This window comes from Affinundibacterium nitidum, from assembly GCF_014284155.1.
In the GTDB taxonomy this organism is placed as follows: Bacteria; Pseudomonadota; Gammaproteobacteria; order Burkholderiales; family Burkholderiaceae_D; genus Undibacterium; species Undibacterium nitidum.
On record NZ_JACOFZ010000001.1, the window covers coordinates 1184074 to 1199804 of the forward strand.

At 47.3% G+C, this 15731-nt stretch carries 14 protein-coding genes; 8 read left to right on the plus strand and 6 right to left on the minus strand.

Features of this window, described 5'->3' with window-relative positions; translation table 11 throughout:
• Window positions 1–48: 48 nt before the first annotated feature.
• The 7 genes from H8K36_RS05120 to H8K36_RS05150 all read left to right on the plus strand — a co-directional run bounded on the left by H8K36_RS05120 (window position 49) and on the right by H8K36_RS05150 (window position 6855).
• Window positions 49–1755: a nitrite/sulfite reductase gene (locus H8K36_RS05120; RefSeq protein ID WP_186914773.1), complete on the plus strand. Its 1707-nt coding sequence runs from the start codon at window positions 49–51 to the stop codon at window positions 1753–1755.
• Window positions 1756–1771: 16 nt separating this feature from the next.
• Window positions 1772–2293 (plus strand): DUF934 domain-containing protein, encoded by a 522-nt coding sequence (locus H8K36_RS05125; protein WP_186914772.1) that lies wholly within the window; start codon window positions 1772–1774, stop codon window positions 2291–2293.
• 8 nt (window positions 2294–2301) lie between these two features.
• On the plus strand, window positions 2302–3045 hold the full coding sequence (locus tag H8K36_RS05130; protein ID WP_186920438.1) for a phosphoadenylyl-sulfate reductase: 744 nt from the start codon (window positions 2302–2304) through the stop codon (window positions 3043–3045).
• Between the two features lie 96 nt (window positions 3046–3141).
• A complete protein-coding gene (cysD, locus tag H8K36_RS05135) occupies window positions 3142–4077 on the plus strand; it encodes a sulfate adenylyltransferase subunit CysD (protein WP_186920439.1) in 936 nt (311 codons plus the stop codon).
• The gene (locus H8K36_RS05140) at window positions 4077–5411 is read left to right on the plus strand and encodes a sulfate adenylyltransferase subunit 1 (RefSeq protein ID WP_186914771.1); all 1335 of its coding nucleotides are present in this window, start codon (window positions 4077–4079) and stop codon (window positions 5409–5411) included. The genes cysD and H8K36_RS05140 overlap by 1 nt, the downstream gene beginning before the upstream one ends.
• Complete coding sequence (gene cobA / locus H8K36_RS05145) at window positions 5404–6159, plus strand: uroporphyrinogen-III C-methyltransferase (protein ID WP_186914770.1); 756 nt, start codon at window positions 5404–5406, stop codon at window positions 6157–6159. Before H8K36_RS05140 ends, cobA begins: the two co-directional genes overlap by 8 nt.
• A 135-nt stretch (window positions 6160–6294) precedes the next feature.
• Window positions 6295–6855, plus strand: a complete 561-nt coding sequence (locus H8K36_RS05150; RefSeq protein WP_186914769.1) for an SCO family protein — start codon at window positions 6295–6297, stop codon at window positions 6853–6855.
• A gap of 47 nt (window positions 6856–6902) precedes the next feature.
• On the opposite strand, the gene H8K36_RS05155 is transcribed toward H8K36_RS05150, so the two are convergent.
• The 6 genes from H8K36_RS05155 to lptF form a co-directional block, all read right to left on the minus strand.
• Window positions 6903–8852 (minus strand): methyl-accepting chemotaxis protein, encoded by a 1950-nt coding sequence (locus H8K36_RS05155; RefSeq protein ID WP_186914768.1) that lies wholly within the window; start codon window positions 8850–8852, stop codon window positions 6903–6905.
• Window positions 8853–8992: 140 nt separating this feature from the next.
• Window positions 8993–9394, minus strand: a complete 402-nt coding sequence (locus H8K36_RS05160) for a phosphate ABC transporter substrate-binding protein (RefSeq protein ID WP_186914767.1) — start codon at window positions 9392–9394, stop codon at window positions 8993–8995.
• A 10-nt stretch (window positions 9395–9404) separates the two neighbouring features.
• Complete coding sequence (locus tag H8K36_RS05165) at window positions 9405–10775, minus strand: TonB-dependent receptor (protein WP_186914766.1); 1371 nt, start codon at window positions 10773–10775, stop codon at window positions 9405–9407.
• A gap of 454 nt (window positions 10776–11229) precedes the next feature.
• On the minus strand, window positions 11230–11601 hold the full coding sequence (locus tag H8K36_RS05170; protein WP_186914765.1) for a sirohydrochlorin chelatase: 372 nt from the start codon (window positions 11599–11601) through the stop codon (window positions 11230–11232).
• Between the two features lie 62 nt (window positions 11602–11663).
• Window positions 11664–12794: an LPS export ABC transporter permease LptG gene (lptG, locus tag H8K36_RS05175; protein ID WP_186914764.1), complete on the minus strand. Its 1131-nt coding sequence runs from the start codon at window positions 12792–12794 to the stop codon at window positions 11664–11666.
• Window positions 12791–13954, minus strand: a complete 1164-nt coding sequence (gene lptF / locus H8K36_RS05180; protein ID WP_186914763.1) for an LPS export ABC transporter permease LptF — start codon at window positions 13952–13954, stop codon at window positions 12791–12793. Before lptF ends, lptG begins: the two co-directional genes overlap by 4 nt.
• 191 nt (window positions 13955–14145) lie before the next feature.
• Between lptF and H8K36_RS05185 the strand changes: the two genes are divergently transcribed.
• Complete coding sequence (locus H8K36_RS05185; protein WP_186914762.1) at window positions 14146–15645, plus strand: leucyl aminopeptidase; 1500 nt, start codon at window positions 14146–14148, stop codon at window positions 15643–15645.
• Window positions 15646–15731: the final 86 nt, after the last annotated feature.

Here is a 15731-nt window from a genome sequence, read left to right on the forward strand (position 1 = left end):
TAGTCGCACACCTTATTTAAATTTTCGCCATTGTTAGGATTATTGAAGATGTATCGCTACGACCAATATGACCACCAAATCGTACAAGAGCGCGTCGCTCAATTTAGCGACCAGGTACGTCGCCGTATCGCTAATGAATTGACGGAAGATGAGTTCCGTATCTTGCGCTTGCAAAATGGTTTGTACATGCAGCGCCATGCCTACATGCTGCGCGTGGCGGTGCCATATGGTTTGCTGTCATCGACACAAGTGCGCAAGTTTGCCTTTATCGCGCGCAAATTTGATCGCGGCTATGGTCATTTCACGACACGTCAAAACATTCAATACAACTGGATTAATCTCGAAGATACGCCAGAGATTTTGGATGAGTTAGCCAAAGTCGAAATGCATGCGATTCAAACTTCGGGTAACTGCATGCGCAATATTACTTCCGATGAGTTTGCGGGCATCGCGGCTGACGAGATTATCGATCCACGGCCGTATGCAGAAATTTTGCGCCAATGGACCACCTTCCATCCTGAGTTCGCCTACTTGCCGCGTAAGTTTAAGATTGCGATTAACGGTGCTAAGGAAGATCGTGCGGCGATTGCGGTCCATGATATTGGCCTCTCCGTGGTGAAAAACGATGCGGGTGAAGTGGGCTTCAAAGTGATGGTCGGTGGCGGTATGGGCCGCACACCAATTTTGGGAAGCGTGATCCGTGAGTTCTTGCCGTGGCAGCACGTGATGACCTATCTCGAAGCAATCTTACGTATCTACAATCAATTCGGTCGTCGCGACAATATCTACAAAGCACGGATCAAAATCTTGGTCAAGGCGCTTGGCATTGAAGAGTTCGCACGTCTCGTCGAAGAAGAATGGCAAGACATAAAAGGTGGCCCAGGCACCTTAACTGAAGCAGAGTTAGCACGTGTTGCGGCTTATTTTATTGATCCAGAATACAAAGCATTGCCAGAAACCGATGCAGAATTCGTACGCCTACAGAGCGAAAACAAAGCCTTTGCCAACTGGGTAAAACGTAATGTTAAAGCACACAAAAAAGCGGGCTACGCTGCTGTCGTTTTGTCGCTAAAAAAACCAGGCGTGCCACCTGGCGATGCGAGCGCAGACCAGCTCGATTTCATCGCTGATTTAGCAGACCGCTATAGTTTCGGTGAAGTACGTGCTACGCATGAGCAAAATTTGGTGTTGGCCGACGTTGAACAAAGTCACTTGTTCGGTTTGTGGCAAGAAGCAAAAGCCCATGGCTTAGCGACACCAAATATCGGCTTATTAACCGATATGATTTGCTGCCCAGGCGGTGATTTTTGCTCTTTGGCGAATGCAAAATCGATCCCTATCGCGCTTGATATTACAGATCGCTTCAATGACCTTGACTACCTGCACGATATTGGCGAACTCGAATTGAATATGTCTGGCTGCATCAATGCATGTGGCCACCACCACGTTGGCAACATCGGCATCTTGGGCGTCGATAAAGATGGCAGTGAATGGTATCAAGTCTCTATCGGTGGCGCGCAGGGTAATCAATCGGCCATCGGCAAAATTATTGGCCCTTCATTCTCTGCCGGCCAAATGCCAGAAGTAATTGATCGCATCATTCAAGTGTATTTGCGCGAACGCAGCGATGGCGAACGTTTCATTGATACCGCACAACGTCTTGGTATCACACCGTTTAAAGAGTTTGTGTACGCAACACCGATTAAAACCATAGAGCATCACGGAGAAGATGCCGGCTCTGCAGTCGTCTACTAAATACAGGGAGAAACCTATGCCACAAATCATTAAAGATAGCGTCGTCGTCAATGACGATTGGGAGATCTTGCATTTATCCGAAGACGACACTGCGGACACGGTCACTGTGCCAAGTGGAAAAACGATTGTACCGCTCAAAGTTTGGTTACTGCAAAAAGCTAGCTTAGAGCAACGCAGCGATATCGGTGTTTGGTTTAGTAGCGATGAACAAGCAAAAGAGCTCGGCGCTGATATTCAGCGCTTCTCAGTGATTGCGATTGATTTCCCGAAGTTTGCAGATGGCCGTGGTTACTCCATCGCTTACAACTTGCGCACCCGCTTCGGTTATAGCGGCGAGCTGCGTGCGATTGGCGATGTCTTGCGTGATCAACTGTTCTACATGCAGCGCGTTGGCTTTAATGCTTTTGCGGTGCGAGCCGACAAGAACATCCACGATGCTTTAAAGAGTTTGTCGGACTTCAGCGAGAAATATCAAACTTCTGTTGATGAGCGCGAACCATTATTTCGCCGTGCTAACCGCCTTGGCGCAACTAGCTGAGAGTCCCCATGAGCGCAATTCACAGTAATGCTGTCATTCAAGGTTTCGAACAAAAGCTGGCGGCGACGACTGCCACTTTAGAAGGCATCGCCGCCAACTATAGCCCTGCCGTTTTTGCTTCTAGCTTGGCAGCGGAAGATATGGTGCTGACTGATCTCATTTTGCGTCATCAGTTGAACATCGCGATTTTTTCCTTAGAGACAGGTCGCCTGCATGCAGAAACTCTGGCGATGCTAGACAAGGTTAAAACCCAATATGGCTATGAAATCGCCTTGTTTCGTCCCGAGCCAAATGCAGTCGACACCTATGTCGCAAGCCACGGCTTAAATGGGTTTTATGAGAGCGTTGAAGCACGCAAAGAATGCTGCCGAGTACGCAAAGTTGAACCGCTCAATCGTGCTTTAAGCGGCAAGAAAGCATGGATTACAGGCCAACGTCGTGCGCAATCAAGTACACGCTCTGACTTAGCTGTGCAAGAAGACGATGCAGCGCATCAGATGCAGAAGTTCAATCCCTTAGCCGATTGGACTGAAGCCGATGTGTGGCAGTACATTCGCGCCAAAAACGTACCGTATAACGCCTTACATGATAAAGGCTATCCCTCAATTGGTTGCGAACCTTGCACGCGTGCGATTCAAGCGGGTGAAGATGTACGCGCTGGGCGCTGGTGGTGGGAGAACCCTGAGTCAAAAGAATGCGGTCTGCACGTGGTCGATGGTAAGTTGATTCGTATTAAGCAAGTTGCCGTGTAGTTCGTCCAGCACATTCAGATTCAAGCAAAAATAATCGATCTAGCAATACCACTAAGGTGATGCGATCAAATATAGATAGAGAAGATAGAGGTTAGTATGAATGCCGTCGTTGAAAACAATTTGATTGATGCCGCGAGCAATCGCCATCTGGACTGGTTAGAGTCGGAAGCAATCCATATCATGCGTGAAGTGGCTGCTGAATGCAGCAACCCCGCGCTTTTGTTTTCCGGCGGCAAGGATTCGGTGGTGCTGTTGCGCATCGCGGAGAAGGCCTTCCGCCCTGGCAAGTTCCCTTTTCCATTAGTGCATGTCGATACCGGGCATAACTTCCCCGAGGTCATTACTTTCCGTGACAAACGTGTGGCAGAACTTGGCGAACGTTTGATTGTTGGCTCAGTCGAAGATTCGATCAAGCGCGGCACTGTGCGTCTACGTAATCCACAAACAGATTCACGCAATGCTGCGCAAGCGGTCACTTTATTAGAAACCATCGCCGAGCACAAATTTGATGCTTGTATTGGTGGTGCTCGCCGCGATGAAGAAAAAGCGCGTGCGAAAGAGCGTATTTTTTCTTTCCGCGATGAATTTGGTCAATGGAATCCCAAAGCCCAGCGTCCAGAGCTGTGGGACTTGTATAACACGCGTGTTCATCCTGGCGAAAACATGCGTGTATTCCCGATTTCCAACTGGACCGAGCTCGATGTTTGGCAATACATCGCCCGTGAAAAACTGGAATTGCCACCGATTTATTTCGCGCACGAACGCGAAGTGATTCCACGTAATGGTTTATTGGTACCGTTGACTGAATTAACACCTCCACGTGCGGGTGAAACGATAGAAAAACGTGTCGTTCGTTTCCGTACTGTCGGCGACATTTCTTGCACATGTCCAGTGGCTTCAGATGCTGCCACCGTTGACGCCATTATTGAAGAAACAGCCATCACCCAAATTACTGAACGCGGCGCGACGCGCATGGATGATCAGACCTCTGAATCTTCCATGGAAAAACGCAAAAAAGAAGGATATTTCTAATGAACACGCAAGTACAAACTACACAAGTGCAAGCCGCTTCCATAGACGCTAGCCGCGAGCGCGGACTGTTACGTTTCATCACAGCAGGCTCCGTTGATGATGGTAAAAGTACCTTAATTGGCCGCTTGCTTTTCGATAGCAAAGGGATTTTTGCAGACCAACTCAATGCGATTTCAAAGGCCAAACATAAACGTACCGTCGGCGATACGATAGACTTGTCTTTGCTAACTGATGGTTTGGAAGCCGAGCGCGAACAAGGCATTACGATTGACGTTGCTTATCGCTATTTCGCGACACCGAAACGTAAATTCATTATTGCCGACACCCCTGGCCATGAGCAGTACACTCGCAATATGGTGACCGGTGCTTCCACCGCTGATGCTGTGATCATTTTGATCGACGTCTCTAAAGTCAAACTCGGTGATGATGGCAGCGTAGAGTTACTGACGCAAACCAAACGCCACTCCACCATTGCGCACCTCTTGCAAATCGAGCACGTGATCGTCGCCGTCAATAAGATGGACTTGGTCAATTACGATCAAACTGTGTACGACCGTATCGTTGCGGCCTACCAAAGCTTCGCGACGCAACTTGGCTTAAAAGATGTGCACCCGATTCCATTGTCGGCATTGGCGGGAGATAACGTGGTAAGCGCGAGTGAAAAACTAAGCTGGTATCAAGGCCCTACTTTGATCGAATTGCTGGAATCGCTGAGCGTTTACGACGAATCCCACGACGAAGCTTTCCGTTTCCCAGTGCAATTAGTGGCCCGTCACAATGGTCACGAAGCCAACGATTTCCGTGGTTACATGGGCCGTGTTGAAGCGGGTAAGATTAGTGTTGGTGATACTATCGTGGTGCAACCTTCAGGCCAAACCGCGACGATTAAAGATATTCAAACGCTCGACGGTTCACAACAAACTGCCGTTGTTGGCCAATCGGTCACCATTCTATTGAACGAATATGTCGATATCTCGCGTGGTGATATGTTAGCGTCTGCCAACCGCCCTGCGACGGTTTTAAAACAAGTCAGCGCCGACATTTGCTGGTTGTCAGAAGAAGCACTCGATAGTCGTCGCAAGTATTGGCTGAAACACACGACACGCCAAGTGGCAGCACGTGTTGCGTCGATTGACACACTACTCGATATCAATACCCAAGAACGCCGCACAACTGATACACTTAAATTGAACGACATCGCTCGCGTCAATATCAATGTACAGCAGGCTCTGGCTGCAGATGCTTATGATGCCACTCGTAGTACAGGCGCATTTATTTTGATCGACGAAGTCACCCATCAAACTGTGGCTGCGGGAATGATACGTCTTGACTAACGATACTGCTTCAAACGCAAAACAATTCGGCACCGTCTACCTAGTCGGTGCCGGCCCTGGTGCCGCTGACCTCATCACCGTACGCGGCGCCCGTCTCTTAGCTCTGGCAGACATCGTCTTGCACGATGCGCTGGTCACCAAAGAGATGTTAGATCTTTGCCCACAAGCGATCAAAGTCTCAGTCGGCAAACGCAGTGGCCAACGCTCCGCCGCGCAAGAGCATATCAATCAACAATTAGTCGACGCGGCGCACCAGCATCGTGTCGTCGTGCGGCTCAAAGGTGGCGATCCTATGTTATTCGGTCGCGCCGATGAAGAAATGCGCGCTCTAGAACAAGCCGGTATTCGTTTTGAAATTGTCGCAGGTATCACCACTGCGATGGCAGCAGCTGCCAGTGTGCAATTGCCGCTGACAAAGCGTGGCGTCGCACGTAGCGTCGCCCTCTTCACTTCCAGCACGGCACCCGGCGAAGCCGAAGAAACGCGTATTCCTGATTGCGATACACTCATTCAATACATGGGCGGCCGCGAAGCCATCCTCACCGCCAATCGCATGCTCGCCAAAGGTTTTGCAGCAACGCACCCTGTCGTGATTGTTGAAAGCTGTTCACGCCCAGAAGAAAAGCATCTTCACATCACACTTGCCGAATTGGCGCATGGATTACCCGCTTGTGAAGGGCCCGTCCTCGTCATGATGGGCGAGGCGATGCGTAGTCGATCAAGCGACGACAACAACACGGATTCATAAAGCGACATCTAGTCTAATTCTTGCTTGCATTCAACAAGAGTTTGTCGAATAATCGGTTTTAGAATAGAGCTCAGCTTGGCTTAGCTCTCCTTGCCTACCAAATAGTTTTCGGCATCACTTTGAGCTGCAAACACGATGATCATATTTCATAAAAAAACCCTGGGGATTTTGATTACGTCCGTGGCTTTGGCGTCGCTGCCTATAATGGTGTTTGCCAGCAGCATTCTGTATCAATTGCCCTACCAATGGCAAAACGATAATGGCCAACAAACGCAACTTAATAGCTTCCGTGGCAAGCCTACTGTGATGGTGATGGCCTACGGTGCCTGCAAAAAAATCTGCTCCACGAGCCTTATCCGTATGGAGCAAATGCAGACCATACTCGATCAAAATAAACTCGAAGCAAATTTTGTCATTGTCGGACTTGACCCCAGAAACGACAAGCCAGAAGACTGGCACGAGTATCGAATCAGCCGCAAACTCAATCGAAACAATTGGTACTTTTTGTCAGGCGACGCCAAGGACATCAAAGGCCTCGCGGCACAACTAGGCGTCAATTACTGGCTCTATCATGATCACGTGATGCACGACTTCGTCATCACGCTATTAGATAAGGAAGGCAACACCCTCAGCCGCATGCTCAACGGTGGCGAAAATCTGGAACAATTTTTAACGCCGGCCTTGCGTCCAAAATAAAAAAAGCCCGCTCACAGCGGGCTCTTCAAGATGGCCTGAGCCAGCTTCTAATGCTTGTGCAACTTGAACACTTGAATTTCTTCAACCAATTGGTTCGCCAAACTGTCCAATACCGCGGCAGACGCTGATGTTTGCTCGACCAAGGCCGAGTTCGCTTGAGTCATCCCATCCAATTCCTGCAATACCTCTTCCACGTCTTTTACACCTATCGATTGTTCTCTAGCACTTGCACTAATCTCTGTCAGCAATTGGTTAATATCACGAGCAGAACGAACGACTTTTTCAATCGCATCGCCAGCATTTTTCACGATCACATTACCGCCTTCGACCCGTTCAACACTCACCGTAATCAATGTCTTGATCTCTTTTGCAGCCTCTGCAGATCGATGTGCAAGGGCACGAACTTCAGAAGCGACCACGGCAAAGCCTCGTCCTGCCTCACCTGCGCGTGCAGCTTCCACCGCAGCATTCAATGCCAAAATATTGGTTTGAAAAGCGATACCATCAATCACACTAATGATGTCACCAATTTTATTGGACGAGTCACGAATTCCTTCCATAGTCGTCACCATTTCAGCAATGACCTCGCCACCATGGGTCGCCAAACTTGTATTTTCCCGCGACAGTTTTGTCGCTTGTTCAGCGTTATCTGCTGTTGATTGCACCGTACCAGAAATTTGCACCATGGTAGCGGCAGTCTCTTGCAAACGATTCTGTGTTTGCACAGTTCGATCAGACATATCCATAGAGCCTTGCGCAACTTCTGCACTATTCCCTTTGATTTGATCTGCACTTTCACGCATGACCGTGCAGATATTTAACAATGAGTCTTGCATCAATTTCATAGAACGCATGAGCGCAGTCACTTCATCGCCACCTTTGGGGTCAATGTTATTGGTTAAATCGCCCTTTGCCATCGAATCCAGATAATTGCCGACGTGGCGCAAACCAGACTCCATCACGCGATAGAAGCAGACAAACATGTAGAATGCACAGAATAAAAAGAATACGACCGCAGCAAGGGTCGCGTACATTTTCTTTTTCAATTTATCCAATCGTTGCTGCAACAAACTATCAAGCTGACTCAGTGCATAATCCTGCACCTTGATCAAATCAGAAACAATTTGCGCTCCCTGTTTGTCGATGGCATTAGCCCGCTCGACGCCGCCCTTCCCAACATCATCACCAATTTGTTCGCGAAATTTTTTCAATAAGGCATTGAGTTCAGTGAGCTTCATCTGGTCTGCGTACTCTTTGTGCTCACCAACAACTTTTTCTACCTCTTCGTTGAATATTTCTAACAAATTCTCAATCAAACCTTCTTCTTGAGACAATTCAATTGAGGCTATTTCACCGTCTTTTTCAGTGCGCGCAACGGTTGATGCGATGGCCGTCATTTTTGATGTCACCTCAATCAGCTTGGGTGCGATATTGGTGCTGAGGTCCATCAAATAATAAGTATCAAACTCGGGGTCTAAAGTAAGCCCACTGAGATCTGCGGAGAGTGAAGTCAATCGACTAATGGAATGATTGAATTTCCCATGACTAGAAAAGACCTTAAACAAGCCATCGCTTGATGGCGCAGAACTGGCGTACAGTTGCTCAAGTTCTTGTAACGACTTCACGAACTTCTCGTTACTATTGAAATGAACGAGCTTTGCTTTAGCCTCTTTCAACTCAGTTTCTAAACGGGTTTTGGTATTTGCAAGCTCAGACGACTTGGTACCACTCGCCAATTCCAGCAGAACGGCACGGCGATAGTCTTGTGCCGCACGGTTCACATCAATCAATTCCTTTACCGAATAAAAACCATTGAGTTCATCCTTGGTAGCACCGATGCTCTCTTGCTTGGTCTGCACAAATGACCACAACAGAATCAGAATAGGAATCAAAAAGGCAATCGAAATCAAACTAGCTTTTGGCTTAAATCGGATTTGTCTAAACAAATTGACCCCAGGACGCAAAATGAGGGGCTGGCTGCTTTTAGATTTTTTCATAGCTTTATTTTTGGGGTGATCACATCAAAAAAAGAACCGCGCTTTTATTGAACTTTTTTGTTGACCTATTGATGTGCCAAAGAGGATCACAAGGGATCCTCTTTGGCGCACTCTTTATAATTAAGATTAAAGCTTAAGCACTAAAATTTATGAACAACTTTAACGTCATCAGTCGCCTTTGAAACATATCCTACCGCTCCTGGATTTGCTTTAACGAAGGCAATCACTTCGGCGTCACTATTTTTCATTGGTGGCGGGTTCAAGCCTTCACGAAAACCCTTTTTCGCCCAAATCGAAGAATATTTCGCGCTATCGACTTTCACAACCTTTTCCAAAAAATCTTTTTGTAGACTCGCGTTATCGACCGGCACCAACTTAGTACCGCCCTCAACCTGTTTATCGCCCACAAAAATATCACGTGCGTCAGCCGTCGCTACGCTTACACCTTTATGACTGATGAGGATCAAATCTGCTGCGAATGCTGACGCTGAGAACAGCACACAACTCGCCAAAGCAACACTCAGTTTTCGGATTGTTTGCATGTCTCTCTCCTTAGAAACGCACTGAGAATTGCGCACGTGCTTCGTTATACTTAAATTCACCCGTACCTCTTTGTTCTGCTGTCTGACCAAATTCAAACTTCAAAGCTGAAGTGGGACTAATGTTATAACGTAAGCCGAGAATCTGACGGTTATATGAGCGGCCGCTTGCTAAGGCTGCGAAATACAAATCAGTCTGATCAAGTACTGCTTTCTCGTAGCGGACGTAAGGCATCAAAGCATCGCCGATACGATAGCCTGCATGTGCAAAACCTGCCCAACTATTATGACTTCCAGTGTTGCCTGACAAATCCTTATTATTGAAGCGGTAGTATTCGCCGATGACTTCCCAATTATCGGAATCAATCGACGCAAATGCGCCCATCATATTGAATTTGGTGCGATTAATGCTCCCCTCTTGCGCAACCTCTTGATTCAAAGTATTCACACCGAGAGTCAAGCCGTCGAGATCACCGTTAAAACGGTAACGCACGTTGGCACCAATCGCTTTATTCGAGTTATCGTCTTTACCTGCATTAAAATCGAGAATCATGTCACCGGCTTCACCAACGATACGACTACCATTGCCGACGATAAAATCATATTCCAGACGTCCACCGCTAACCTTAGTCGCACCGCTGGCCATCATACCGACGGTGTGGGCAGGCAAGATGCCACCTTGATCTTCAAAAGCAATCATCTTAGGACGTAAAATCGAAGGCTGAAGTTGAGCACCATGATGGAAAGCGGTGTTCCAGTAGCCATAAGGTGTGTGAACACGGCCAGCCCACAAAGTAAGCTCATCACTGAAGGTATAGCCAAGTTGCAAACGCTCGAGATCCGTGGCAACAGATTCACCTTTCTCGTTGAACTCAAAGGTCAATTCAAATAAAGATTTGATACGATCACCAAACTCAGGCGTCATATAAAAATCGAGATTACCAAGTGCGAAACCGGATTTACGATTATCGATATCTTTGGAGGTTCGAACAAATCCGACGTCAGCAAAACCGTGCAATGGCAACCCAAGCTCGCGTTTTTTTGCCGAAACTTCAGACACATTAATGATATTTTTCTCTAGCTGATCTAAACGCACCATTTGTTCTTGTGCAGTTTGCGCGCTAACCTTCGCTACTTCATCTGCCTTGGTCTTCGCCTCTGTGCTAGCAACAACCGCTTTTGCACTCGCGCTTGAGCTTCCCTCTAGCTGTGCCACACGGCCACTTAATTGCTCGATGATCGCCAAACTTTTTTCGAGTTTCTTTTCCAACTCAGCAATTTTTGCCTTGTCTGCTTTGTCTGCATACGCAGGCAAAGAAAAGGCCAATGCAATCACTACGACTAACTTTGTTGGTTTGATTTTCCACTGCAAGCGTCGATCCATTTTTTTCCCCTAGAAGTATCGTGGATGGGTTAGGCTCAAAATCTGTTGCTGGCGTTTAAAACGCAAAACAAAATATCGTTTGGACCGAGATTCCTTACACCACTGTTGATCTTGATTACCATCAAACTCTAGCGTAATTAAATGTCAAAAATATTTCCTTTATGCACTTTTTTAACATTATTTATTACTTTTCAGAAAAACGTTGGCGTGATGCAACGAAAAGATGTGCGTTTTATAATAGCTAAAATATTAATTTGCAATCGAAACCAAAGAGTTAAATTGGCAGAACAAGAAGCTCATGCGAACTTCATAAAGAATCGATAGCCATGAGGATTTTTAGCTGATGAGGGAAAATTGCAAACGATTGCAGATGCCCGCTGTAGCTTATAGATGGGGTGAGACGAGGCTAGCGCTTGATAAACATGCGATCTTGCCCATTCAAGCGAGGAATGAATTAAGGGAGCGAGCGTAAACAATAGTCGCGAATCGCCTGCAAAACTAAGGCATCTTCGCCAACCGCGTCGACTTGTTTGATTTGAAGTTGCGGATGTTTCAATCGCAGCTCATCGATCATCAAAGGTAAGTCGCGCATCACATGTCCACCTTGGCCAAAGAACACTGGCACTAACGTGGCTACATTAATTCCATCTGCCAAAAGCTGTTCGACGAGTTCTGGCAGAGTTGGACTCATAAATTCGAGAAAGGCGAGCTCAACTCTCACCAGCGGCGAACTCTCTTGTGTCAATTTCTGCAAACGTTGAAAAGGTGCAGCCCAACTCGCGGCACGCGCTCCATGAGCAAAAAGAATTAGTGCAGTTGTTGACATGAGAACCTCGATTATGAAAATGTGGTTTTTGCTGGCACCTGCGCCATCGACGCAATCAAGCCTTAATTTCGTTCGACGTAGCGCAACCCGCTGAATGCCAACAAGGAGAATATAAAGCTCGGGAACAGTGCCGTCAGTAATGGGGGCCATGTGTTGATCAAGCCCAAATGAGAGAACAAGCTATTCACCAAATAAAACACCATGCCCAACATGATCCCACTGAAGATACGCAAGCTAATACCGCCATCTCGTGCATGTAAATAGGCAAATGGCAAAGCCAACGCCATCATTACCAGAATAGAAACCGGGTACGTCAACTTCTTCCAAAATGCCATGTCGTAACGTTTAGTTGATTGCTTGTTCTCAGCCAAATGCTGGGTATAGGAAGACAACTCATAGGCCGACATGCGGTCAGGTTCGATGAACAAGACAGACAAAATATTCGGTGTAATTTCCGAAATCAGTTCTTTGCTTTCCAGTTTTTGCGTATTGGCAGCAAGAATATCTTCACTGGCGATATTCTTTGGAAAGCTGGTTTCGACTACGGTTGAAAGTTTCCAAACATGGGACCGCACGTACTCGCCCTTTGCAGCATTGATTTGCCTGATCAACTGGAAATCTTTATCGAACTCGTAAATTTTTACGCCCAAGAGTTCTCGGTTTTGTGAGACCTTAGTGACATTCAAAAACCGCACGCCGAGCACCGCGCCATTGAGACCATCTGCACGAATCAAATCTTTAGTCCACATGCCACTGCGGAATTCCTGCGTCAATGGCCCACCTTGCGCATCGGCTTTGAGCGCTTTCGCAAACTTCTCCGATTTTGGCGCAATAACTTCGCCCAACAAAAAAGTTAAGGCAATAAAAACCAAGGCGATACGCATCAAGATTTGTGCAGCTTTCCAAGAGGACATACTGGCCGCACGCATGATCGTAAATTCTGAATTTGCTGCAAATTGCGCCAACACATAGATAGAGCCAATCAAAACCGCGATCGGCATCAAGTCATAGGCTTTTCCTGGTAGAGTCAGACCGATGTACATGAAAGCATGCTGGATACGATAGCCTTCTTTGGTGACAGAACCCAACTCTGCCATCAAGTCAAAGAAAGACGTTAAGACCAGTAGAGCCAGTAGAACGAAGAGAACTGCACGTAAAATTTCTTGCCCAAAATAACGTTGCAATACACTCATGCTGCACCTCCTGCATCGCTAGGTAAGCTTGTGTCGCAACGGCGTTCGCTACGGAAGCAGGCTTTAAAGCGCGACCACAAACCACTTGGATGCATACGGCTATTCACTTTCAAACGCCACAAGAAAAAGATTGTGACCAAAGTCGCGACCAAGAAATGCATAGGCCACGATGCACGCCAGAAACTCAAGCGGCCATTGACGACCGACATCTGTAGCATATTGAGCATGGTGATATTGATCGATATAAAAATCAGCGCGGCGATCAGGTTGGCAGAACGCCCAACACGTGGATTAACGTATCCCAATGGAATGGCTAACAACATCAATAACAACCCCATAAACGGTAAAGACACACGCCACAATAGTTCGCCATCGCGGGTCGGATTCGGATTATCCAACAAGGTCATCAGAGGTAAGGCTTTAGCAGAACGGTTATCCGCATCGAGTTTGCTTTGGGTCGATACCAATACAGAATACTTTTCAAACTGCATCATCTGGAAATCACCTTCGGTTGGCAAACCGTCATAACGGCGTCCTTGACTCATGACCAAGAAACGATCGCCATGCTCATCGATTTCGATTTTGCCTTCTTTAGCGACAATCACACTAGTGCGACCGTCTTTTTGGCTACTGGTAAAAATATTTTGAACTTTGCTCAAGTCACCTGATACTTCTTCGACAAAGGAAACACGCCCACCACCACGCGATTCTTGAAATTTACCTGGCGCGACTTTAGAGATATCTTCGCGTTTTTCATAACGATTGCGTACTTCGAGTTTTTGCTCATTGGCCCATGGTGAGACCACCATACTTAAGGTGCCGACCAATAGCATCAATGGGATACCGAAGCTCAAAATCGGCTTAATCCATCGCGTCAAACTCAAGCCTGAAGCGAACCAGACCACCATTTCAGACTCTTGATAGGCGCGGGTCACGACCAACAGCACCGAAATAAAGCCGGTCAAAATCAATAAAATGGGGAAGTAATCAAGGGAAGTAAAGCCGATCAGAATCAACACGTCACGCGATGCCACCTTGCCCCCTGCGGCTTCGCCGAGGATACGAATCAACATAAAAGTGACGGTGATGGTGAATAATGTGGTGAAAACAGCGCCTGCAGCACTTAGTAGTTCTCGTCTGAGCGCACGTTCAAAAATCATAAATATAGGTGGTTATGAGAATAGTGGTTATATCGGTCTTGCAAGAGCGCTATAATAGTTATTTTACGACCGTTGCACTCTTTACCATTGTATTCGGTCGTCGCCGTGAGTGGAAGCAATTAAGCTCGCTTGAGTTTGCCGCCCAGAGGCAAGAATAAAACAGCAGCCCGTTCAACAATAAGGAGCAAAACGTGGACTTTAGCATAAAAACACTAGACGCAAAAAGCGCAAGCAACACAATCAAGACTGGATGCCTCGTGGTCGGCGTCTTTGAAAACAAGAAATTATCGACTGCAGCGACCGCCTTGAACAAGAAAGGCGCGATCGATGCTGCTTTGAAATCGGGCGACATGACAGGCAAAGCTGGCTCATCATTATTGTTGCGCGGTTTGGCTGACGTTGCGGCAGAACGCGTGTTATTGCTCGGTTTGGGTGATGACCCTGCAAAAGTTTCCGAAAAAGCATTCACTGCAGCAGTTCAAGTTGCGGCGCGCAGTTTGAACGGCTTAGGTGCTGGCGACGTCACTTTGGCGTTACCTTCAGTTGACGGTCGCGATACAGCTTGGACTATTCGCCAAACTGTCATCGCTTTTAACGAAGTGGTTTTCCGTACCGATGCACATAAGAGCAAAAAAGATACGATTCCTGCCAATGTCAAAAAGGTCAGCATTTTAGTTGCCGCTAATGAAGCGGCCGCAGCGAAAACAGCCTTGGCGCAAAGTATTGCCTTGGTCAATGGTATGGAGTTGACCAAAGAATTGGGCAATACGCCAGCTAACTTCTGCACACCAACTCATTTGGCGAACACGGCGAAAAAAATCGCAACGCAATTTAAAATGGGCGTTGAAATTCTCGACCGCAAACAAATTCAAGCATTGAAGATGAATAGCTTCTTGTCTGTTTCTGCAGGCACTGATGAACCACCAAAATTCATCGTACTGAAGCACATGGGCGGTAAAGCTAAAGATGCTCCTGTAGTCTTGGTTGGTAAAGGTATTACGTTTGACTCCGGTGGTATTTCATTGAAAGCAGGTCCAGGCATGGACGAAATGAAATACGACATGGGCGGTGCGGGTTCCGTTCTGGGCACGATGCGCGCCATTGGTGAAATGAAACTAAAGCTCAACGTGATCGCGGTGATCCCAACTTGCGAAAACATGCCGTCTGGCCGCGCTACGCGTCCTGGTGATATCGTCACTTCCATGTCTGGTCAAACAATTGAAATTTTGAACACAGATGCTGAAGGCCGTTTGATTTTGTGCGACGCCTTAACCTATGCAGAACGCTTCAAACCAGCCGCAGTCATCGACGTCGCGACTTTGACAGGTGCAATCATTACTTCGCTTGGCCATCACAATACAGGCCTGTTCACTCGTCATGACGCAGCACATGATAAGTTAGCAGACGAATTGCTGGCCGCCGGCAAAGAAGCAAACGATACCGCATGGCGTTTGCCGATCGGTGAACTGTATAACGAGCAATTGAAGTCTAACTTCGCGGATATGGCCAATATCGGTGGCCCAGCGGCTGGTTCTATTACTGCAGCGTGCTTCCTCGAACGCTTCACACGCAAATACACCTGGGTGCATCTCGATATCGCTGGCACATCGTGGAAATCTGGCGCAGCAAAAGGCGCAACTGGTCGCCCAGTTCCTTTGTTGACGACTTTCTTGATGAACCGCGCAGGCTAATCTCTGCCAACTTTCGCGCAACAAAGTGACACGTTGCCACACCATGCGACTGAAAGTAAATTGAAATACGAAATGCCGCTGCTATG